18 protein-coding genes and 1 rRNA gene are annotated in these 23,940 nt (G+C 42.3%); 6 read left to right on the top strand and 13 right to left on the bottom strand.

Translation table 11 applies throughout. The features are described from left to right. Nucleotides 1-21: 21 nt before the first annotated feature. The 7 genes from AC07E5_RS11595 to AC07E5_RS11565 form a co-directional block, all read right to left on the bottom strand. Nucleotides 22-1,698, bottom strand: coding sequence for an AMP-binding protein (locus tag AC07E5_RS11595; protein ID WP_317098128.1), 1,677 nt, complete (start codon nucleotides 1,696-1,698; stop codon nucleotides 22-24). Between the two features lie 148 nt (nucleotides 1,699-1,846). Beyond that, nucleotides 1,847-4,066: a DNA topoisomerase IV subunit A gene (gene parC, locus AC07E5_RS11590; protein ID WP_498625520.1), complete on the bottom strand. Its 2,220-nt coding sequence runs from the start codon at nucleotides 4,064-4,066 to the stop codon at nucleotides 1,847-1,849. A 174-nt stretch (nucleotides 4,067-4,240) separates the two neighbouring features. Further along, the gene (gene niaP / locus AC07E5_RS11585) at nucleotides 4,241-5,560 is read right to left on the bottom strand and encodes a niacin transporter NiaP (protein ID WP_104852902.1); all 1,320 of its coding nucleotides are present in this window, start codon (nucleotides 5,558-5,560) and stop codon (nucleotides 4,241-4,243) included. Nucleotides 5,561-5,716: 156 nt separating this feature from the next. Further along, on the bottom strand, nucleotides 5,717-6,361 hold the full coding sequence (locus AC07E5_RS11580; RefSeq protein WP_004975638.1) for a trimeric intracellular cation channel family protein: 645 nt from the start codon (nucleotides 6,359-6,361) through the stop codon (nucleotides 5,717-5,719). Nucleotides 6,362-6,426: 65 nt separating this feature from the next. Next, entirely contained in the window at nucleotides 6,427-6,894 is a 468-nt protein-coding gene (locus AC07E5_RS11575) for a YchJ family protein (RefSeq protein WP_104852900.1), read from the bottom strand. Nucleotides 6,895-7,035: 141 nt separating this feature from the next. Further along, entirely contained in the window at nucleotides 7,036-8,619 is a 1,584-nt protein-coding gene (locus tag AC07E5_RS11570; protein ID WP_004975629.1) for a TerC family protein, read from the bottom strand. Beyond that, entirely contained in the window at nucleotides 8,616-8,897 is a 282-nt protein-coding gene (locus AC07E5_RS11565) for a hypothetical protein (RefSeq protein ID WP_131261671.1), read from the bottom strand. Before AC07E5_RS11565 ends, AC07E5_RS11570 begins: the two co-directional genes overlap by 4 nt. Nucleotides 8,898-8,952: 55 nt before the next feature. On the opposite strand from AC07E5_RS11565, the gene AC07E5_RS11560 reads away from it, so the two are divergent. Further along, complete coding sequence (locus AC07E5_RS11560; RefSeq protein ID WP_096902251.1) at nucleotides 8,953-9,573, top strand: LOG family protein; 621 nt, start codon at nucleotides 8,953-8,955, stop codon at nucleotides 9,571-9,573. A gap of 152 nt (nucleotides 9,574-9,725) precedes the next feature. Here the strand turns inward: AC07E5_RS11560 and AC07E5_RS11555 are convergent, their stop codons facing one another. Then, a complete protein-coding gene (locus tag AC07E5_RS11555; RefSeq protein ID WP_498625518.1) occupies nucleotides 9,726-11,612 on the bottom strand; it encodes a choice-of-anchor I family protein in 1,887 nt (628 codons plus the stop codon). A 183-nt stretch (nucleotides 11,613-11,795) separates the two neighbouring features. Here AC07E5_RS11555 and mdtD point away from each other — a divergent pair, with 183 nt between their 5' ends. From mdtD to AC07E5_RS11530, 5 genes are all read left to right on the top strand, one after another. Further along, nucleotides 11,796-13,187, top strand: a complete 1,392-nt coding sequence (gene mdtD / locus AC07E5_RS11550; RefSeq protein WP_498625516.1) for a multidrug transporter subunit MdtD — start codon at nucleotides 11,796-11,798, stop codon at nucleotides 13,185-13,187. Nucleotides 13,188-13,266: 79 nt separating this feature from the next. After that, nucleotides 13,267-14,058: a glycoside hydrolase family 25 protein gene (locus AC07E5_RS11545; protein ID WP_394803969.1), complete on the top strand. Its 792-nt coding sequence runs from the start codon at nucleotides 13,267-13,269 to the stop codon at nucleotides 14,056-14,058. A 34-nt stretch (nucleotides 14,059-14,092) separates the two neighbouring features. Beyond that, entirely contained in the window at nucleotides 14,093-15,103 is a 1,011-nt protein-coding gene (locus AC07E5_RS11540) for an MBL fold metallo-hydrolase (RefSeq protein ID WP_004975617.1), read from the top strand. 45 nt (nucleotides 15,104-15,148) lie between these two features. Then, complete coding sequence (gene dinB, locus AC07E5_RS11535; protein ID WP_317098132.1) at nucleotides 15,149-16,204, top strand: DNA polymerase IV; 1,056 nt, start codon at nucleotides 15,149-15,151, stop codon at nucleotides 16,202-16,204. A 463-nt stretch (nucleotides 16,205-16,667) separates the two neighbouring features. Beyond that, complete coding sequence (locus AC07E5_RS11530; RefSeq protein WP_104852890.1) at nucleotides 16,668-17,039, top strand: RidA family protein; 372 nt, start codon at nucleotides 16,668-16,670, stop codon at nucleotides 17,037-17,039. Nucleotides 17,040-17,136: 97 nt separating this feature from the next. On the opposite strand, the gene AC07E5_RS11525 is transcribed toward AC07E5_RS11530, so the two are convergent. The 5 genes from AC07E5_RS11525 to rrf all read right to left on the bottom strand — a co-directional run. Beyond that, the gene (locus AC07E5_RS11525) at nucleotides 17,137-17,679 is read right to left on the bottom strand and encodes a DUF2726 domain-containing protein (RefSeq protein ID WP_131261667.1); all 543 of its coding nucleotides are present in this window, start codon (nucleotides 17,677-17,679) and stop codon (nucleotides 17,137-17,139) included. A 344-nt stretch (nucleotides 17,680-18,023) separates the two neighbouring features. Continuing rightward, nucleotides 18,024-20,396, bottom strand: coding sequence for a YgiQ family radical SAM protein (locus AC07E5_RS11520; RefSeq protein ID WP_498625515.1), 2,373 nt, complete (start codon nucleotides 20,394-20,396; stop codon nucleotides 18,024-18,026). A 194-nt stretch (nucleotides 20,397-20,590) separates the two neighbouring features. Beyond that, nucleotides 20,591-21,799: an MFS transporter gene (locus tag AC07E5_RS11515; RefSeq protein WP_096902258.1), complete on the bottom strand. Its 1,209-nt coding sequence runs from the start codon at nucleotides 21,797-21,799 to the stop codon at nucleotides 20,591-20,593. Nucleotides 21,800-22,223: 424 nt separating this feature from the next. Next, nucleotides 22,224-23,573: an MFS transporter gene (locus tag AC07E5_RS11510; RefSeq protein ID WP_096902259.1), complete on the bottom strand. Its 1,350-nt coding sequence runs from the start codon at nucleotides 23,571-23,573 to the stop codon at nucleotides 22,224-22,226. Nucleotides 23,574-23,858: 285 nt separating this feature from the next. After that, nucleotides 23,859-23,940, bottom strand: a 5S ribosomal RNA gene (rrf, locus tag AC07E5_RS11505); the annotation flags it as partial.

Raw genomic sequence — 23,940 nt, 5'->3', positions numbered from 1 at the left:
TTTATTTCAGAGCAGAATGAATTACGCAGTCTTACGCAAATCTTTACGCAAAATTTTACCTACGTTTGATTTTGGCAATTCATCCATAAACTCCACATAACGTGGACGTTTATAGCCAGTTAAGTTCTCTTTAGCGAATGCTAATACTTCTTCAGTGGTCAATGATGGATCTTTTTTCACCACAAATAGTTTTGGCACTTCACCTGATTTTTCATCTGGCACACCAATTGCTGCTACTTCCAAGACTTTCGGATGCTTCGCAATGACTTCTTCAATTTCAGATGGATAAACGTTAAAGCCTGATACCAAAATCATGTCTTTTTTACGGTCTACAATTTTCACATAGCCGCGTGAATCCATGACACCAATGTCACCTGTACGGAAGAAACCATTAATCATCACTTTGTCAGTTTCATCTGGACGGTTCCAATAGCCTTTCATGACTTGTGGACCACGGATTGAAATTTCACCTTGCTCACCTAGTGCAACTTCATTGCCGTCATCATCCAAAATAGCCACTTCAGTTAATGGCAATGGAATACCAATGGTACCACTAAATTCGTCAGATGTAGGTGGGTTAGCCGTTGCCACAGGTGAAGTCTCAGACAAGCCATAACCTTCAATAATGTTGGTGCCTGTGACTTTTTTCCATGCTTCAGCAGTTGAAGGCAATACGGCCATACCACCACCCATCGCCATTTTCAATCGGCTGTGATCAAGCTGTTTAAACTCTTCATTGTTCACAAGTGCATTGAATAAGGTATTCACCGCAGGGAAGAAAGTTGGTTGATATTTACGTAATTCTTTCATTACCGCAGGTAAATCACGCGGGTTTGGAATCAATACGTTTGCTTGACCTTTGTACATGCCGTAAAGCGCACACACCATGAATGCAAAGATGTGATACAGCGGCAATGCACAGAAAATACGATCATCTGGCTGACCATCTTTCGCACCAAATTTACTTTGGAAAATACCATCACATTGCAGCATGTTTGCCACAAGGTTACGATGCGTTAATTCTGCACCTTTAGATACACCTGTTGTACCACCTGTGTATTGCAACACAGCAGTATCACTTAAAGTTAAGCTTGGGCGTTTGTAGTTGCTTGGGCTCACTTTGGAAATTGCTGCATTAAATTTAATGTGACCCGGAATGTTCCATGCTGGAATTTGCTTACGCACTGAACGTAAAACAAAATTCACCAAGGTACCTTTTAATGCACCTAACATATCGCCCACAGAAGCAACAACCACATGCTTCACAGGAGTTTTACCAATAATTGCCTGATAAACCGATGCAAAGTTTTCGATAATCACTAAAACTTCAGAACCAGAGTCATTTAATTGGTGCTCTAACTCACGTGAAGTATAAAGTGGGTTCACGTTCACCAATACTAAGCCTGCACGCAACACCGCTAATGCAACCACTGGATATTGAAGTACGTTCGGCATCATTACGGCAACACGCGAGCCTGGTGCTAAACCTAAGCTTTGTAAATAGGTTGCAAATTTACGGCTAGCTTCTTCTAGTTCACTAAAGCTTAAAACTTTATCCATAAAGATAAAGGCATCACGTGAACCAAATTTTTGGAAATTACGTTCAAAAATGTCTACGAGTGACGTATTTTCTGCAGGCAGTTCTACAGTTTCTGGAATTCCTCTCTTTTGGTATTCAGCAAACCAAATCTTTTCCATAATGCCAATTTCTCCAATCAGTAATCCTTAGTTTTAAACTATTTTTCTCAATACAGGACGTCGTTCTTTGCTTGTTTATGTCCCGTATTGCATCCATTTTCACGAATACAAACCATATATAACGTATTTTGCTTAAAAAACGCTAGTATTATCTTTGAATTAACAGTTTATTTGCTTTTTGGTAACCGCGTGGTAAGAGATGACCTTTCGTGCCGCGCTTCGCCACATACTTCAGCAAATCGTCGCCTTTGAGTTTGAGTTGTTGCTGTCCTGCAAATACTTGAATTGCTTCATCTAAACTTAAAGGTAACATAGACACCAACTGATCTTTTTCTTCAAGTTGTATCAATTTATTACCTTTACCTTTGTTCAAAATTGGCAATTCTGACAGTTCAATCACCAGTAAACGCCCTGCTGAACTGAGCAGTGCAACATGACTCGCGTGTTCAATCATTTGCAAGTTCATCACTGTCGATTGTTCAGGCAAAGACAGGAATGCTTTACCTGCTTTGGCATTGGTATCTAACTGTTTGGCCTGTGTTTTAAAACCATAACCTTTACTGCTGGCTGCTAGAATTTCAGCTTCATCATCGGCAATTAGTAATTGTTTAAAGCCAACGCCACTGGCAGGAGCGAGTTTTGAACTTAATGGTTCTCCCAAGCCACGTGCCGAAGGCAAGCTATTAATTGGCAACGCATAACTGCGTCCCGTATCATCTAAAATATAAACGCGCTGATTGGATTTGCCTTGTGCATGACTGAGATATTGATCACCCGCACGGAAGTTTAGATTTTCCGCATCGACCTCATGCCCTTTGGCACAACGAATCCAGCCTGCTTCAGACAACACCACCGTCACAGGGTCGGCAGGTAGCATATCTTGTTCATTAATTGCAGTCGCTTCGGCACGCAATACAATCGGTGAACGACGATCATCACCAAATTTTTTCGCGTCTTCTTTCAACTCACTGATAATTAAGTTTTTCAATGATTCAGGATTCGCCAATTGTTCACGAATAATGGCAGCACGTGCTTCTAATTCTTCTTGTTCACGGCGAATTTCCATTTCTTCAAGCTTGGCTAAATGGCGTAGCTTTAACTCCAAAATGGCTTCGGCCTGAATTTCATCAATACAAAAATGCGCCATCAACTCGGCTTTAGGATGATCTTCTTCACGAATAATCCGAATCACGGTATCAATATCTAAATAGGCAATCAGCAAACCTGCCAAAATGTGCAATCGCTTTTCGATTTTATTAAGATGATATTGCAAACGACGTGTGACGGTATTTTTACGAATCTCAATCCATTCCAGCAAAATACGACGAATCGATTTCACCTGTGGACGACCATCTGCGCCAATCATGTTCATATTGACACGATAGCTCGATTCTAAATCGGTCGTGGCAAACAAGTGACTCATCACCGCTTCGGCATCAATACGATTAGAACGCAGTACAATCACCAAACGAGTTGGGTTTTGGTGATCAGATTCATCACGCACATCGCTTACTAACGGCAGTTTTTTCGCCTGCATTTGATCGGCAATTTGGGTAATGATTTTTGAACCCGAAACCTGATACGGCAATTCGGTAATCACGATTTCATTTTTTTCGATGCTGTACACCGCACGCATACGGTAACTACCGCGACCTGTACTTTGCATTTTCAGCAATTCTTCAGGTGGGGTAATAATTTCAGCTTTGGTCGGTAAATCTGGCGCAGGAATATATTCTGCGACTTTTTCATCGGTTAAATTTGGGTTGCGAATCAGGGCAATTGTGCCTTTCACCACTTCACGCAAGTTATGCGGTGGAATATCGGTCGCCATCCCCACGGCAATACCTGTGGTGCCGTTAAGCAAAATATTCGGTACACGCGCAGGCAAATTGACAGGTTCTTTTAATGAGCCATCAAAGTTATCTTGCCAATCACAAGTACCTTGCCCCAATTCCGCCAAAAGTACTTCACTATATTGCGATAGTTTGGCTTCGGTATAACGCATGGCGGCAAACGATTTAGGATCATCGGGTGACCCCCAGTTGCCCTGCCCTTCAATAAATGGGTAACGATAACTGAACGGCTGCGCCATCAACACCATAGCTTCATAACAAGCAGAATCACCATGTGGATGGTATTTACCCAATACATCCCCTACGGTACGGGCCGATTTTTTCGGTTTGCCGCTGTGCTTGAGTCCAAGCTCACTCATGGCGTACACAATACGGCGTTGTACAGGTTTCAAACCATCGCTGATATGGGGTAATGCACGATCCATAATCACGTACATGGCATAGTTAAGGTATGCACGTTCAGTAAATTCTGCTACGGAACGGTTTTCTGTTGCATGATGCGCAAGGCTTGTCATAAAACCTGTCGTCCTAAATCATTTGTTTTTGTATCAATCGGCTTATGCTATGCCGCAGCAGCATCCTGCACAAGGGCTAGTAAGGATGCTCTGCGACAATTTGTGTCTTATGCCGTAAAAATATTCATTTTATAAAAAACAGCAATGCAAAATATACGATGGCTGGTGGTCATTTTACAAACCTATCGACTCTAAAGTTCTGCCTTTGGTTTCTTCACCCAACACCACAATCACCAAAGCAACGGCCAATAAAACCGCGGTAAACATCATAAAGACATAACTAAAGCCATTTTGCATGACCATCATGTGTGTGACCACCATTGGGGCGATAATACCGCCCATACGCCCAATCGCCGAGGCCCAACCTGAACCAAAAGCACGAATATTGGTTGGATATTGTTCAGGAGTATAAGTGTATAGCACACCCCATGCGCCCAAGTTGAAGAACGACATCAAACAACCCCAGAACATGATCATCGCTACACTGTCGGCCTGACCAAAGAAATAAGCCGATACGGCACACATGCCAATAAAACCAGCTAGTGTGGCTTTGCGCCCTAATTTTTCGACCAGCCAAGCAGCTGCAATATAACCGGGTAATTGCGCCAAAATCATGCCCAACACATATTCAAATGACTGTACGATGCTGTAGCCTTGCTGCACCAACAGACTAGGCAACCAAGTGAAAATGCCATAATAGGAATAGACAATGCCAAACCAAATCAGCCACAGCATTAAACTACGGCGTGCAAATGGCCCCGACCACAGTTGGGTAAAAGAGATATGCTGTTTAGCGGCAACAGGCTGAACTTCAATCTGTTCAATGACTTCTACCCCACATTGACGCTCAAACTTTTGTACCAGTGCATGTGCTTCGGCAATACGACCACGATTGATCAGATATGGGATAGATTCAGGGACTTTTTTCCAGATAACCAAGGCATATAAGGCAGGCAAACCACCGATTAAAAATGCTGTATGCCAATCAAATTTTGGAATCACAAAATAAGAAACCAATGCCGCACATAACCACCCCAAGCCCCAAAAACTTTCCAGCAATACAATAAAACGCCCACGCACATGCGCAGGAATGTATTCACTGACCAAAGTCACCGCTACGGGAAGCTGCCCGCCCAAACCTAAACCGACAATAAAGCGAAAGACCAGTAACCAAGTTAAATTCGGTGCAAAGGCACAAGCGGCAGTAGCTAGACTGTAAATCACCAAGGTGGTGGCAAATACAGTTTTACGTCCAATTTTATCGGCCAGACCACCTGAAAAGACTGCCCCAATGGCCATTCCGACAAAGCCAATTGACACCACCATGCCTTTTTCGGCAGGGGTCATGCTCCAGTCTTCTGCCATTTTTGCCAAAATAAAGGAGATCAGTCCTGTATCCATGGCATCAAACATCCAGCCCAGACCAATCACCACCAGTAGGCTATAGTGGAATTTTCCAATGGGTAGACGTTGCACACGCGAAACTAAATCCATAACACACTCTTTAAGTTGGCTAAAAGGATATGGGCTAAAACACAACTGCTGTTGTATTTTTATACTATGAATTGACAGGATGTGGATAGCATTAAAAAACCGATCTGGTGATCGGTTCGCTTCTATTTAGATATTCAATACAATTCTTATAACCAATTAGGTTTCATCTTTAGAGGATGCTGAATGTTCATCATCGTCCTGATAAATAAATTTAGGCATTTCTAAGCCAAAATAAATCGCAATCAAACGCAAAGTAAAACCAAAAACAAGTGTTGAGATCACGGTCAATTCAAGCGACAAACCGATTTCGATACACAACCAATAGCAAATCACGGACACAAAAGAAATACTGGCATATAGCTCACGGCGGAACACTAAAGGCACATCGTTACACAGAATATCACGCAGAATCCCACCTGACACACCTGTTAAGACGCCTGCAACGGCAGACACCACAAAGCCATGCCCCATTTCCAAAGCAATTTGACAACCAATAATAGTGAAGCCAATTAAGCCTAAAGCATCGAGCACCAAGAAAATGGAACGTAAATGACGCATCCATTTGGCAATTAAAATGGTGATAAAAGCTGCAATACAGGTCAGCACCAAATATTCAGGATGTTTGACCCAAGTCAGCGGATAATGCCCCAACAATACATCTCGCACCGAACCACCGCCCAATGCGGTGACACAGGCAATTAAGGTGACACCAAACCAGTCCATGCTGCGACGCCCTGCAGACAATGCGCCTGTCATCGCTTCTGCGGTAATCGCGATTAAGTAAATGACCAACAACAACATGGACTTGCCCTTCTTTCACTAGGCCAATAGATGCGCGTTATAATAAGCGAAAAACCAAGATAAAGTTATAAAAATTGCGCACAACATTGCTTAAATTTTTTACCCGAACCACAAATACACGGCTGTTTCATGGTCGGCTGTTGCCCTGTGGTCGGATCTAGAAAATACCAGCGTGCCTGATGTTGCACAAAATGGGAAATTTCATGGTGAATTTGCGCCTGCTTAGCATCATGGTAATGGGCTTTAAATTCAACTTGGGCATGGCTTTTATCTAACTTTTCATTGCTATTCAGCACTTCGAGCTTTAACCATTGATTCGACTTGCTCCAATCTGCAATTGCGCCAACATCCAGACTTGCCTGTTGTCCTAGCGCAGTGGTTTGCACAATATAATCAATTTGTTGTAAGGCAAAAGCACTATAGCGTGAACGCATGAGTTGGCTTGCAGTTTCCGCATGTGCCTGCCCTACGTGTAAAGGTTGGCAGCAGTGTTGATAATCGCCCTGCCCGCATGGACATGCCAAGTGATGCATAGAAAATTCCAGAAATTTAAATCAATAATAGGGTCTGTTGACACTTCGTCTATATTTGCAATGGCAACAGCCCCAAAACAGCCTGACAATGCAGGCTATTTTAGCGGAAGCACAAGACTGAAATGCAGTTTGGCGTTCAGTTTATGATGCGCTTGAAGATTCCTGCTGAATCAAATGCACTTTTTCAATTTTATGTCCATCCATGGTCACAATTTCAAAAACATAACCATCGGAAAGCAGCTTTTCACCGTTTTCAGGCAAACGCCCCAAATGGAATAAAATATAGCCTGATAAAGTTGAATATTGCTCGCTTTCATCCACCAAATCACGACCTAATAATAAAGATACGTGACGAATATCAATGGAACCATCTAGCAATAATGTGCCATCTTCCAAACTTTCAGCACTGGCTTCGAGAGCATCTTCATCAGGGAATTCGCCTGCAATTGCTTCCAGAATATCAATAGGTGTGGCAACGCCTTCAATCGAGCCATATTCATTCAGCACAATCGCCATTTGCAGCGGTGCTTGACGCAATTGCTCCATCACCATCAAAACTTGGGCATTTTCATGCACAATCACGGGTTCACGCAAATGTGTTTCAAAGTCCAGTACACCTGTTTCAATGTATTGATTCATGACTTTATGGGTTAAGACAATGCCTGAGATATTGTCCAGTTCACCACGTGCCACAATCACTCGTGAATGGGTCATACTTAATAATTGGCTGCGAATTGAGGCATCATCTTCGTCTAAATCAATCCATTCCAGTTCAGGACGTGGCGTCATCACCGATTTTACAGGACGCTCAGATAAGCCCAACACTCCTTGTACCATCACGCTGTGATAGACGCCATTTTCAGCATCAAAGACTTCATCAGCAAAGGCGCGGGTAGCCAAAACATCTTCGTTGATATGACTACTTTCTGTCGTATTTTGACTTTTGCCACCTAACATCCGCATCACAGCCGAAGCAGTACGGTAGCGTAAATCGGTGGTGGTCACGGTTTTTTCCTGATTTCTGCGGATGGTTTGGTTCAGGAATTCAATCATCACCGAGAAGCCGATGGCGGCATATAAATAGCCTTTTGGAATGTGATAGCCAAAGCCTTCCACCACCAATGAGAAACCAATCATCATCAGGAAGCACAGGCATAGAATCACCACGGTAGGATGCTTATTGACAAAGTCCATGAGCGCTTTAGAGGCCCACAACATAATGCCAATGGCGATAATCACCGCAATCATCATGACCGATAAATGCTGCACCATGCCCACAGCGGTAATCACGCTGTCGAGTGAGAACACCGCATCTAGCACCACAATCTGCACGATCACCATCCAGAAAGTCGCGTGCACAGGGTTTTCTTCTTTTAGTGCTGGTTTGCCTTCAATGCGTTCGCGCAGTTCCATGGTGCCTTTAAACAACAGGAACACACCACCAAACAGTAAAATCAGGTCACGTCCAGAGAAAGGATGTTCAAAAATATGAAACAGTGGTTGGGTCAGAGTGACGACCCACGCGATAGAGGCGAGTAAAATCAGGCGCATCCCCAAGGCGAGAAGCAAGCCCACCACCCGTGCCGTATTGCGTTGTTCTGGCGGTAACTTTTCTGCCAAAATGGCAATAAACACCAAGTTATCAATGCCTAATACAATTTCGAGTACGATCAGGGTCAATAACCCAACCCACGCAGCGGGGTCAGACATCCATTCAAAGATCATGCGCTCTTCTCCTGAATATCATGGGTCAAACGTGCCACACGGCGATGACACTGAAAAGATAAGTTTGCTTGCTCTGGTTGGCACAGCATGTAATTTAAAAATATTCGTTCGGTGCGACTACTGCCACTGTCCATGACGATTCTATAGTTGTCAGACAAGCTTTGAGTATAGGAAAGTTTGCGCTCAGATTCATCCCCTTTTTGCGACATCATCCACGCCAATGCAGCACTTTCACAAATCTTTGCAAATTGAACACTGCATACTGACGGGTTTGTCATATTTGAGTACTAAGCTAGAGCCAACAAAAAGAACATGCTATGGTGAAGAAAATAAATGAATAGCGAATTAAGAATGACCCAATATATCAATAATCCATCTCCTCAAACCTCTCAACCTTTGGTGGCACTGTACTGTGGTTCGCGCTCTGGCAATAACCCGATTTATCAGGAAAAAGCAGTACAACTGGCAAGAAAACTGGCCGAGCAGGGCTTTGGTATGGTCTACGGCGGTGCGAGTATTGGATTAATGGGTTTGGTTGCTGACACCGTTGTGCAACATGGTGGGCAAGCGGTGGGAGTAATTCCTGAATTTATGCTGGATTATGAAATTGCCCACAGCAATTTAACCGAATTACACGTAGTAAAAAGTATGCATGAGCGTAAAGCGATGATGGCAGATCGCGCCAGTGCCTTTGTGGCGTTGCCAGGTGGTTTGGGTACTTTTGAAGAAATTTTGGAAATTGCCACTTGGGGGCAATTGAATCAGCACCAAAAACCGATGATTTTATATAATGTAAATGGCTTTTATGATGCGCTGATTCAGCAGTTAGATCATGCGGTGCACGAAGGTTTTTTACCGCCACAACACCGCGCTAAACTAATTGTATGTAACCACTCCCATAAAATTATTAATGCCTTGAAGAATTTGGATTCTCCACGTCATTTTGTTGGTTGAACTTTTTTAGCTGCATGACATAGCAATAAAAAAATAGAAGTGAAAGCGAGTCGGTGACTCGCTTTTTTTAATTCACTGTTCATTGGTTGTACAGCATAAAAAAGAGAGCACCGTAGTGCTCTCTTTGGTTTGCATCTAAGTTTATAAATTAATTAGTTTAATTTGATTTGATAAACTGCGGTTGTACCACTCACTTCATTACCCACAACCAAAAGTGGCTTGCCGTTAGGCGAATCTTTGGCTGCAATAAAGATCAAACCTTCAGGACCGAGATTTGAATTTTCAACGGTAACCGCATTACCTTCTGCATCGAAAGATGTACGGGTTTCACCAAACTTACGATCATTAAAATATTCAACAAAGAAAGGCTGGGTTGGTTGGGTAATGTCATACACCATAATGCCCCCCATACGCTCCAATCCAATAAAGGCAAAAGTTTTTTGACCAATTTTACCTAAAGCAATGCCTTCAGGCTCAGGGCCTTTATTGTCACTACGATCATCTATACTTAATTTTTCATGATTGGTATTAAAGTATTCTGGAAATAATTCAGCAGCTTTACGTTCAAAGTCATTTTTTGAGTCCCAAACAATTTTTTTGGTTTTAGGATCTACAATACTGAACGAGCGGCCACCATAAGCATATAGTTTGTCATAGGTCATGAAACCATCGATGTCTAGCACAGGCTCACCATTTGTATCTTTCTTGTAACCTTGCGTCCAAGTAATCGTCAAACGACCCAATTGTGAATCTTTAATTAAATTATCTGCACAAACTTCATTGGCATCTGTAGTGGTACATGCTTTAAATACGTTTGAATCAAGCTTTGCGCCTTTAACCCCTGACTTTAATAGACGTAAATGCGCTTCATAATCGCCATTGGTACTGAAGCCTTTATTATTGAATAAGTGTTTAACACGAATTTCTTCTGCATAACCCTGAGTTATTTCATCCGTACCAAAATATAAGTCTTCATCAACCAACCATTCACGCGCATCACCTTCATTGGCAGTGACCAAGTAGCTTTGTCCATTGGCTTGATATTGCGCAATTGCATCTGGCATATACATGCCATATAAGCCTGGCCAAGCTTGAATATTAATCATCCCCTCATTTTTAGCACAGGCTGTAATCGTTTTACCGTTATAGTCTTGCTTACCAACAACACAATCACGATCACCTGCATCTAAAGCATTTGCAGCTAAGCCAAAGTTTTTATAACCCAATGGGAAAATATCGACCACTTGGTCTTGAATCAAATCAATTACAGCAATAGCATTGTTTTCTTGTAGACTTGCCCAAGCAGTTTTACCATCGTCACTCACCGTAATATATTCAGGCTCTAAATCTTGTGCGACAGTCGCATTTGGCCCAAAAATACGCACGCCCGCATCAAGCAATTCCTGCTTACGTGTATTCCATGCCTGAAAATCTGCAGTTTTTACAGTAGGCTTGTTGATGTCAGTTAGATTAATAATACTGATTGAACCTTCTGGATCAATCTTATAACCTTCATTTGGCTCACCTTCATTGGCAACCAAGACTTTTTTGCCATCTGGAGTAAAAGTCAACATATCAGGCAATGCACCGACTTCAACTTTGCTGATAAAGCTCAGGTCTTTGGCTTTAAAAAATGCCACGATGCCTTTATCAGTTTTAGGTGTTGCCTGAACAGCTAAAGCGACAATACCTTGATGTACCGCAACACTATTGACTTCAGAATTCGCCAAATGAGTCTTGGCATCCAAGCTGTTCAGCTTAACAGGTGCACTTGGGTTGCTTAAATCCAGTACATCGACCACGCCATTTTTCGCATTGACTACAAATAAACGTTTACTTTCAGCATCATAAGCAGAAATTTCCGCAGCACTCGCACCAAAAACTTGTGCATCGTATTCCCCTAAACGCTCCAAACTAATTGTTGTAGGTGTTGCTTCAACAACTTCTTCTTTTACAGGAATAGGATCATTATTATCATTACATCCCACCATCCCCACAGACAATAAAGCCAACATTAATGCAGAAATTTGCGTTTTCATAAATTACTCATCATTTTTCTAAATGCACCCAACTTACAAACTCAAAGTGAATAATCGGTGACAAATAGATGACAATTTCATTGCATTTCCTTGAATTTTCTAACACTTTTCATGTTTTTATAGATGCAGTCCGCTAGATTGCAAAATGGTTTAAACTAGACCAAATGTCCATTTTGCCGAGTTATGAACCAAACACCGACCCATCAAGCCCTGCATCCTGAATACCGCCTTTTGGTATTTCTAGTTTCAATTGGCTTTTTTATGCAGGCGCTCGACACCACCATTGTGAATACAGCAATCCCTGCAATGGCGAATAGCCTGCAGGAAGACCCGCTGCGGATGCACAGTGTTGTGGTGGCGTATGTGCTCTCGGTGGCAGCGTGTATTCCATTAAGTGGATGGCTGGCAGATCGTTTTGGAGTACGCAACACCTATTTTGCAGCGATTATCATTTTCACCCTTGCCTCTTTGGGTTGTGCTGCAGCAGCGAGTCTGAATGAATTGCTGTTTTATCGGGTGATTCAAGGTATTGGTGGCGCATTGCTCTTGCCTGTCGGGCGCTTGGCGATATTAAAAATTATTCCACGCACCCAGTTTTTATCTGCCATGAGCCTGATGAGTCTGGCAGGGTTGATTGGCCCCTTAATTGGCCCAACGCTGGGTGGCTGGTTGGTCGAAGTCGCCACGTGGCACTGGATTTTCCTGATCAATATTCCTATGGGCATCTTGGGCTGTTGGATTTGTATCAAAGCCATGCCAAATGTGACTGAAACTGAAGTTAAAAACTTTGATTTTCTCGGGTTTATCCTATTAGTTGTGGCGATGGCGGGCTTATCTTTAGGCATCGAAAATTTTGCCAACCCACAACATAATCTGCTTTGGAATTTAGCGTTAATCTTGGCTGGCGGTATTGCCGCAGCATGCTATGCCCGCCATGCCCATACTCATCAAAATGCCTTATTTCGCAGCGATTTATTTAAAAATCGCTTATATGCGATTGGTATTTTAGGTAACTTTTTTGCCCGCTTCGGGGGCAATGCCATGCCTTTTATCATGCCAATCATGCTGCAGGTGACTTTTGGTTTTGAACCATTTATCACAGGTTTGATGATGATTCCAACTGTGCTTGGTTCTTTGGTATCTAAACCAATTATTCGGCCTTTAATTCAACGTTTTGGCTATCGGCAGTTTTTACTGACCAATACGTTATTGGTCGGTGCCTGTATTGCCAGTTTTTCGCTGACCACTGCTGAAACTGCGACTTGGTTACGTGCCTTACATTTTTTTATATTTGGGGTGCTTAATTCATTGCAGTTTGTGGGTATGAATACCTTTACGCTCAAAGATTTACCTCAACAAGATGCCAGCAGCGGCAATAGTTTTTTATCCATGATTATGATGCTGTCGATGAGTATTGGCGTGGCATTGGCAGGTACTTTGGTGAATATGTTTAGTGCCTATTACGGCGCAGGACAGTTAGTCAGTGCCTTTCATGCCACTTTAATTTGTTTGGGTGTATTAAATATTTTGGCATTTTTAGTGTTTTGGAATATCCCCAAACACACGGCTGTTTAAAACGCCATTACCGAAAGCGCATGGTGCTACACCGCACTGCACGTTATGATATGACTTTGCTCCGCGAAGCTTTTTCAACATGCGCAAACCGTCCAATCAAGCTAAAAACTCAGCTTTTACACCGCACTATCGTATGACCATTGCGATGCTTGGCAGTGCTGTTTTGGCGGTTTTATTGTATTTGGGTGTGTTGCGCCAACAACCTGCGGTAACCGAAGAATATCCAATTCAAGGCTTTGATGTATCACATCATCAAGGCGATGTTCAGTGGCATAAAATTTCCCCACAAAAATATGCCTTTGTCTATTTAAAAGCCACCGAAGGGGGCGATTTTAAAGACCGTAAATTTCAGGATAACTGGCTCAAAGCCCGTGAACATGGCTTTTTGGTCGGCGCCTATCATTTTTATCGCTTATGCCGTGATGGAGCAATTCAGGCAGAAAACTTTATTGCGACTGTTCCAAAAAAATCCGACAGTTTGCCACCTGTAATTGACTTGGAGTATGACAGCAACTGCATCAATACCTATACCAAAGAACAGTTACTGCGCGAAATTCAAATCATGCATGATGCGCTATATCAACATTATGAAAAACAACCGATTTTTTATGTATCTAAAGCCTTTTACAATATGGTATTAACTGAAAGCTTTAAGCAAACACCACTTTGGGTCAGAGAATATCAGGGTGAACCACAACTGGCAGGTCAGCCAAAATGGTTATTTTGGCAACATACCAATCAGGGTCAAATACACGGTATTCACACCCCAGTTGACCTGAATGTTTTTTATGGAAACGCCAAACAATGGCAGCGTTTTTTAACAGACAACGCGATTCAACCCGCTAGACTTGAACCGAACCAAAAAAAATAACAAGATAGCCGTATCACAATAAAAAAGTACCGTCATGAAAATTATGAAAGGACTGCTTTGGGCTGCGCTTACGCTCAGCATTTGTGCAGGATTCGCACTGCTTTACCTATTACAACCCGCAGGCAAACTAGAACAATTTTCCGCATGGCAATATTCAACAAAAACCGCAAATGCCAACTTAAAAGTACATTATTTTGGCGTATCTACCCTATTGTTTGATGATGGTGAAAACCAAATTCTGATTGATGGATTTTTTAGTCGCCCCTCTCTTGCACAAGTCATGTGGAACAAGTTAGACAGCCAACCAGCCTTATTGCACAAGTTGATTCAACAGCATCAATTACAACGCACACGTGCGATTTTGATCACCCATTCGCATTATGATCACACGCTAGATTTGCCATTTTTGGCGCAGCAACTCAAACACAGTCAAATCATCGGTTCAGAAAGTAGTTTGAACATTGCCCGTGGTGCCGCAATTCCTGAATCTCGATTAAGCCTTGTCAATCCTGCCCAACCAATACAGATTGGAAAGTTTAAGATTACGGCTATTCCATCACAGCATACCCCTGCCACCGCTGTGAATAATGATTTAGGTGAACAAATTCAACAACCATTGTCCTTACCTGCCCGTTTTTATGAATTTAAAGAAGGCGGCAGTTTTGATTATTACATTCAGCATCCTGAACAGAACATTTTAGTCAAAGCCAGTACAGGCGCGATTTCTAAACAATTACAACACTTGCAGGTAGATACTTTATTTTTAGGGATTGCACAGCTCTCTAAACAATCGGTTGCTTTTCAACAGCATTATTTAGATGAAACTGTGGGAACGTTGCGCCCTCGTGTCGTGATTCCAATTCATTGGGATAATTTTTTCCAGCCTTTAGCGCGCCCTTTAGAGTTTTTGCCCCGCATTGCCGACCATAGCCCACGGAGTTTACAGCGTTTGATCGACTATGCAGAACAGCAATCGACACAGGTGATTTTGCTGAATAGCAACACGCCTTATCCGCTTGCTCCGATGCTACAACCGACTTCCTAAACATGCGATACTGTTGAAATCTAAACGCTTCATCTAGTTTGTGCCATGCGGAAAATCATTCATATTGATATGGATGCCTTTTATGCCTCTGTTGAGCTGCGCAGTCGTCCTGAATTGCAGCATTTACCTGTGGTGATTGCTTCGCATCATCCTCGTGCTGTGATTGCCGCGGCATCCTATCCTGCGCGTGAGTTTGGTTTACGTTCTGCCATGTCGATGGCACAAGCCCGCAAACGCTGCCCGCAGGTGGTGGTACTCGAACCCAATTTTGCACTCTATCGTGAGGTTTCCACACAAATTCATCAGATTTTTCAGCGTTATACACCATTGATTGAACCCTTGTCTTTAGATGAAGCTTATTTAGATGTCACCGAAAATTTACAAGGTATTCCAAGTGCAACTGAAGTCGCAATGCGGATTCGGGCAGATATTTTTCAAAGTACAGGTTTAACGGCCTCGGCAGGTGTCGCACCGAATAAATTTTTAGCCAAAATTGCTTCGGACTGGCATAAACCCAATGGCATTTGCGTGATTAAACCCAGTCAAGTGCAGCAGTTTATTCAGGACTTACCCTTAAAGAAAATTCCAGGCGTAGGTAAAGTCACACAGGAAAAATTAAAAAGCTTGAATTTAAATACCTTAGGCGATTTGCAACACATTGAAGAAAACCTGTTGATTCATCATTTTGGCAAATATGGAAAACGCCTGTTTTTATTTGCCCAAGGGATTGATGAACGTCCTGTGCAGGCAGAACGTGAGCGCCAGAAAATTTCCAAAGAAATCACCTTTGATGATGACTTAAACTTAGCCGAATGTGCAGCTTACTGGTCTAGCTTGATTGATCAGGTTTGGCACAGTTTAGTGAAAAAACAATATGTTGCACGTGGCGTATCGGCCAAATTGAAACTCAAAAATTTTCAGGTCTTACAACATAGCAAAAGTTTTAAACAGCCTCTTGAAACTAAAAATGATCTTGAAAAAGTCCTGCAGCTTTTGCTTCACGAAATGCATATTCCCGCACAGGATCAATTCCGTTTAATTGGGGTCGGTCTGTATCAACTCAGCCCTGCCGATGAGCAAGCACAACTATCTTTGCTGTAAATATCACAACTCATAAATATCACGGATTTTAAAGCGGTAAACTTCCCGCTCTACATAAAACATACCTAGCCAATACTTGCCGATGAATACTAAAGCCAACTTTTGTATAAATTTCAGCCAAAAGAATAAAAATAAGACAATTTACCCTTCACAGTTGTGCTTTTTAGAGTAATCTATGCGCGCGATGTATTTATCCGTACATACGCTGAGATGTCAAAAATCACCATTACTTTTGGCATACTTGTCCTGTGATTGGCGTGACGATCAAATCCGAAGATTACAGGACAACTCTGCGCTTGGCACTTCGCCGCTTTGATACACCGTCTCTCTTTTCCTCGTATTTTCCATTCAACTACTTTTTATTTTAAGTAGACTGCTGCCTGCATATTTTCCACGTGCTTGCCTGCCTCTATAATACCTCACGCTTTTTATACCCAATCGCTTGGCGCGAGGATCACACCCAATGGCTGTTCAACGTCTACATATCCAAAAACGTTATTCTGAAATTGCAATTTCGGGAAATTTAGTCCATTTGGCAGGGCAACTGGCAGAAGACACACAACAAGATATTGAGGGGCAAACCCAACAAACACTTGCCCTGATTGATCGTTTATTGGCAGATGCGGGTACAGATAAAAGCCACATCATGTCGGTAATGATTTTTCTAAAAGACATTGAGCGCGATTATGCCGCAATGAATCAAGTTTGGGATGCTTGGGTGGCAGATATACAAACTTTACCGCGTACCTGCGTAGAAGCCAAGTTATATCATCCTGACGTTTTAGTTGAGATGACTGTGGTTGCAGTCAAACCTGAAGAGCAACCCAACGTATAACAGATGTGATTGGATCAGGAACATACCCAAAAAAATCAGCATGTCATGGCGACATGCTGATTCATGTTGTCTATCTAGTGATTTTAGCGGCAAGCGTTTAGCCTAATACCTTCACTTTATGGCGTACAGAATGCGCTAAAAAATCATACTTCTTTAAGGCAGTATCCAAATCATCTAAATCTGCATAAGATGACGATGACTGCCCAAAAGCTTCGCGTAATTCGTGATATTCAGGCACATCTTCATAACGCAGCACTTTATAACCCGCCAAACGCAGCAATTCATCTTGGTATTGTGCATTGCGGCTACGTTTCAACATCAACAAATCATCTAAAGCCACAATTGCAACAACTTGATGATTGGCATCCAACACCACAAAATCGGCAATCATATTGCGGTATTTATGTCGAGTACGTGAAAATTTCGTGGTCAGCAAGGCATCAAAAGACACATGCGCCAAGATGATATGTTGAGGTAAAATTTCCTGCAAACGTGTATACGTCAGCTGTTCATTTAAGTTAAAAATTGCACGTTGCTTTAGTGCACTGTCCTGAGGTTTTTCTCTATTTTCCAAGCCCTTAACCGCCATCAAGAGAAAGAAAATCAGTATCAAAACCCCAATCAAAATATAAATGGTCATTATTCAATCCTTAAAATCATTTTTATAGTTGTTTCGGCTTCATGCCGATTTTTTCATCAAATCAGTATATAACACGCTTTTATATTTAAACGTTCCATTTAAGAAACTACATGAAACATTGACAAAACCATCATAGAAACAGAAATTTTGTTTCACAAGCCCGCCTTTTGTCTAAGTGCTGTAGCATCTAAGCGTGTTTTTATCATTAGATACGAATACTGTATAGCATGCAAAAAAATAACAAAGCAATGCTTAACAGATTCGATTGTCGGACAATTCCGATGAAATGAAAAGCAAACAAAAAAGGCGCTGCAGCGCCTTTTGATGGATCTTAACTTCAAGTACTAAGCTTTCGATTTTGGCTTAGATTTTTTGTGTGAAAATGGACGTTTTTCACCTGTTTCACGTGGCGGCAAACCTGTGTGCTGAGTCAATATCTGCCCTTTCTTCGGACGATTACTGTTCTGAGCACGATTACCACTTTGCCCCGTACGTTTTTGTGAATCACCCGCGACAGTCGAGTTTTTCTTACGTGCCGTTTGATACTGTCCATCTGTGCCTTGCGGCTGATAGGTTGGAATCAGGTGCTGTTTAGAGTTTCCGATTAAATCTGCACGTCCCATTTCTTTTAAGGCTTCACGCAACAACGGCCAGTTGTTTGGATCATGGTAACGTAAGAAAGCTTTATGCAAACGACGACGTTTTTCGCCTTTGACAATATCCACATTTTCGGTATAACGCGCCACTTTGGCCAGTGGGTTTTTACCTGTGTAATACATGGTCGAAGCGGTCGCCATTGGCGATGGATAGAAAGTCTGTACCTGATCGGCACGGAAACCATTCTTTTTCAGCCACAACGCCAAATTCATCATGTCGTAATCGGTCGTTCCTGGGTGCGCGGCAATAAAGTACGGAATTAAATATTGCTCTTTGCCCGCCTCTTTACTGAAACGATCAAACATTTGTTTAAAACGGTCATACGTACCAATACCTGGTTTCATCATCTTAGATAATGGGCCTTTTTCGGTATGCTCAGGTGCAATTTTTAAATAACCGCCCACATGATGCGTCACCAATTCACGTACATATTCAGGGTTCAACACTGCCAAGTCATAACGTAAACCTGAACCAATCAGAATTTTTTTAATACCTTTCAGTTCACGCGCTTTACGATATAACTGGGTTAAAGGTGCATGATCGGTATGTAAGTTTTGACATACGCCCGGGAATACACAAGAGGGTTTACGACAATTCTTTTCAATTTCAGGGTCTTTACAATGCAAACGGTACATATTTGCAGTCGGGCCACCCAAGTCTGAAATAATGCCAGTAAAGCCAGGCGCAGTATCCCGAATTTTTTCCACTTCACGCAAAATGGATTCTTCAGAACGGTTTTGGATAATTCGTCCTTCGTGTTCGGTAATCGAACAGAAAGTACAGCCACCAAAACAACCACGCATGATATTGACCGAAAACTTGATCATATCAAAAGCAGGGAAACGTGCATTGCCATAAGATGGATGCGGCAAACGTACATACGGTAAATCAAATACATAGTCCATTTCTTCCGTAGTCAACGGAATAGGCGGTGCATTCAACCACACATCACGTTCACCATGCTTTTGCACCAAAGCACGCGCATTGCCCGGGTTAGTTTCTAAATGCAAAATACGGTTAGCATGCGCATACAGCACAGGATCATTCGCCACTTCCTCAAAAGAAGGCAAACGAATCACTGCCAATTCACGTGGGGGTAATTTGTGTTTAATTGCTTTTGAAGCAGGCTGCAATTGCACAATCTGGGTATCTGCATCTAGCTGATCACCTTCACGCACAATTGGATTGCTGACCACATCTTTCTGGAAATTTTGATATTGCGCGAGGTTGTTGCCCTTGTCTTTTTCAATCTCACAACCGTCTAAATCTTCGGTCATCACATAAGGGTTGATGATTGGATCAACACGGCCCACGCTGTCTACATCATTAGATGCAATTTCAACAAATTTGGCTTTAGACGCGCGGTTATGTTTATTAATAATAAATGCTGTACCACGTACATCTGTAATTTCGTGGATTTTTTCGCCTTTGGCCAAACGGTGCATCACTTCAATAATCGAACGCTCACCATTGCCGTACATCAATAAGTCGGCTTTAGAATCCATTAAAATTGAACGACGAACTTTGTCAGACCAATAGTCATAATGTGCAATACGACGCAACGAGCCTTCAATCCCGCCAAGTAAAACAGGCACATCTGGAAAGGCTTCACGACAACGCTGACAGTACACCGTAGCTGCACGGTCAGGACGTTTATTCGGCTGATTGTCTGGCGAATAAGCATCATCAGAACGGATTTTACGGTCTGCGGTATAGCGGTTGATCATCGAGTCCATATTGCCCGCGGTAACACCCCAAGCAATGGTCGGCTTCCCTAGTACCCGAAAAGATTCCACATTGGTCCAGTCTGGTTGGGCGATGATCCCGACACGAAAGCCCTGCGCCTCAAGCACACGACCAATCACGCCCGATACAAAAGAGGGATGATCAATATAAGCATCACCACAAACCAAAATAAAATCGCAGGCATCCCAACCGAGCTGATCCATTTCTTCGCGTGACATCGGCAAAAATGGCGCAGGCTCAAAACATGACGCCCAATATTTGTCGTAATCAAACAACGCTTTGGGTGCGGTCTGAGCAGTATAAGCAGTAGACATGGCTTGCAATTCTCGGCTGGGAAGTGGAAGATCAGAAGTCGATCAAAGATGAAAGCCGACTATTTTAGCATGAATTCCATTCATCTTGCTTGATTAAAAAACACACAAAATCAGCAAACTATTTTTATATCCTAAGTTGGTATCTGAATAAGAAAAGCATAAAGGGATAAGCCTAAAGCAATAATCCTGAACGCTTATCGTATCTCCACTGGTTTGAGCTTTAAGCGCCACGCGCCATAAAGCGCCACACCCAAGACCGCAGTCATCACCCATGTCAGACCTGACCAGCCCCATTGTTCCCAAATCAGACCGCTACCACTACCGAGCAAACTCGAACCCATGTAGTAACTAAATAAATATAATGATGATCCCACTGCACGATACTGCAGTGCTTGAATCGACACCCAACTACTGGCAGTAGAATGTGCGGCAAAAAAAGCAAAGGTAAATAGCACCAATGCAGCCAATACGACGGCTAAATGTGCAATCGACATCAACCATAATGCGATCAACATTAGGACAATCACCATAGGCAACACACGTTCACGTCCAATACGATTGCCCCAGCTTGCTGCGCGTGGTGAACTGTAAATACCCGCCAAATAGGCAATTGAAATTACCCCAATCCAAACTTGAGAAAGCTCAAATGGTTTAGCCAATAAATAATAGCTAATGTAATTGAAAATACTAACGAAACAGCCCATCAGCAAAAAGCCCTGTAAAAACAGGATTCTTAATTTACGGTCTGCCAAATTGGCAACAAAAGCATCTCTAAACCGCGAGAAGCGAATCGGATACGCTGTAAAATTTTTCGATGCGGGCAGTAACATATAAAAGGTGATTGCAATCAGTAAGTTCAAACTACCAATAATTAAGGTTGCCGCTTGCCAAGATATAAAATCGACCAAGACCCCAGCAATTAAACGTCCACCCATGCCACCAATGGCCGTACCCGAAATATACAGCCCCATAGCAAAACCAATATCTTGCTGTCGAATTTCTTCACCAATATAGGTCATGGCGACCGCAGCTACACCACTCACAGCAATGCCAATAAAAATTCGTGTGGTTAAAAAGAATGACCAGATTGGAAGTAAGGCACTCAGAATTAATAAAATGGCAGCTAAAAATAAAGCCAAAACCATAATAGGTTTACGCCCAAAACGATCTGAAATAAAACCTGTGAAAAGCAAACCTATCGCCAAAGCCACAGTAGAAAATGACAGCGGGAAACTACTTTGGGTTGGTGTAACCGTAAAAAAATCGGCCAAAATTGGCATCATCGGTTGCACACAGTACAAGGTCGAAAAAGAAGCGAAACCCGCTAGAAACAACGAAAAAAGAATGGCTTTAAACGGCTTAGTACCATACTGAACATGAGATGCTGCAGCTAAATCAGACATATTTACTCCAATCACGCAATCAGTATACGCCTGTTTATGGACAAAAATAAGCTCGGTATTTTATCGTTTGCTCAAAAACAGCGTCAGTATCATTCATCACTTTGTCAGTTTTTGCTTACATGCACTGAAGCAAAATGAGGCTAGGCAGTATTTTTGAGCTTACGGTATTCTTTAAAGCATAAGGAGACAGGATGTTTCCCAAACAGAAAACAACAATAATAGGTTTGAGCACCAGGATCGTGAGGTACGACAGGAGTTATACCTAAACACGAAATACAAAGAAACCCCGTCAGGATGATGGGGTTTCTTTTTATCTGTGTCTTGAGTATATAACTTTATCTATCATCACTTTCTATTTACACACCCCGTAATCAAAAAGTCCCCAAACAAGGTTGAGGACTTTTGAACTTAGCACATTACAAGTTTAAGCTTTGGCAGCAACTGCTTTGCCTGCTTTAATTTGCTCAGCTTCATCTTCACTCATAATCAAGGCAACCGCAATTGCAGTGATCAACACTGGCAAACCTACTGCCATAAAGTTGAAGTGTGCAGGTAAATTCATACCCAATAAGCCGCCAATTAAAATTGGACCCACAATCGCACCCATACGACCAATGGCAGATGACCAGCCAATACCTGTTGAGCGTACCGCAAGTGGGTAATATTGTGCCACATAGCTATACAACAACATTTGTGAACCAATAGATGCTGCACCCGCCAAGAATACTAAGATGTAAAGTAAGAATTGATTAGATTGGAAGCCCATGAGGCTCATCACCAATGCACCCATGATTCCCAAGAACATCAATACAGGTTTTAAGTGGAAACGGTCTGCTAAAATACCACCACCCACGATACCAACGACTGCACCTACGTTCATCACCATCATGAACATTAAGCTGTTGTCCATAGAATAGCCTGCCGCCATCATCAGTTTTGGCAACCAGCTGCTGAGTGCATACATGGTTAATAGACAAGTAAAGAACGCTAACCAGAACAATAAAGTATTCACTGCACGACCGCGTTTGAACAAGCTCACCACGTTAGCAGCTTCAGGCACACCAACCTGATACAATTCAAAAGTGGTGTCTTCGGTAATTTTTAAATCTGGTGCTAAACGCGCTACGATTGGACGGGCTTGATCTTGCTTATTTTCTTTGACAATAAAGGTTAAAGATTCTGGCAAGAATTTCCAAATCACAGGCAATAAAAACAATGGGATACCTGCAATAAAGAACATGATTTCCCAGCCAAAACTTGGGGTAAACCATGAGCCAAGTAAGGCTGCCATTACACCACCTACAGCATAACCACTAAACATAGTAGTCACTAAGGTGCTACGCATGGTTTTAGGTGCATATTCAGAAGTTAAGGCCACAAGGTTTGGCATTACACCACCAATGCCTAAACCCGCCAAGAAACGTAAAATCGCAAACTCAGTTGGATTAGAGGCGAAGCCACCTGCAAAGGTTAAACCACTAAACAGAACGATACAGATCATGATGACTTTCTTACGACCAATTTTATCGGCCAAAGAACCAAAAATCATCGCGCCAAACATCATACCTGCCAATGCAGTACTCGCGAGCATCCCCGCCTGAACAGCACTCAAGCCCCACTCATCCATCAATAAGGGTAAAACGACCCCATTAATTGCCAAGTCATAGCCATCAAATAAAATGATCAGTAGACACCATGCCACGACATTGAAATGAAATGGTTTGAATTTTGCGTGATCGATGACATCATTCACGTTAATTGCTTGATGTGCCATTCCTCACCTCCTGTGAGTTTGTGTTTCAGTAAGCTTGAATAGCAATTTTTACAGTGAAGACTTTCATTTTTATCAGTCATCCATGCCCACTTTTGCTACTCAAGTAGGTTGTGTAACTTTCACACAAAACACAAAAAATAAAAATTCAACATTAGTCTAAAACCTTTTATTAATTATGGATTTATTATTATTTCAAACACAATAAAATGTGATTATTCTTCTTAATATTTTCCTTTCCGTATAAAAAAACACCCCCAACGCTAGTTGAGGGTGTTTAGAATAATGAGCTGGCGATGACTTACTCTCACATGGGTAACCCCACACTACCATCAGCGCGAAGAGGTTTCACTTCTGAGTTCGGGAAGGG

The sequence above is a fragment of the Acinetobacter seohaensis genome (genome assembly GCF_056431365.1).
The sequence above is the reverse complement of the archived record's forward strand: the minus strand, read 5'-3'. Positions and strand labels throughout refer to the sequence as shown.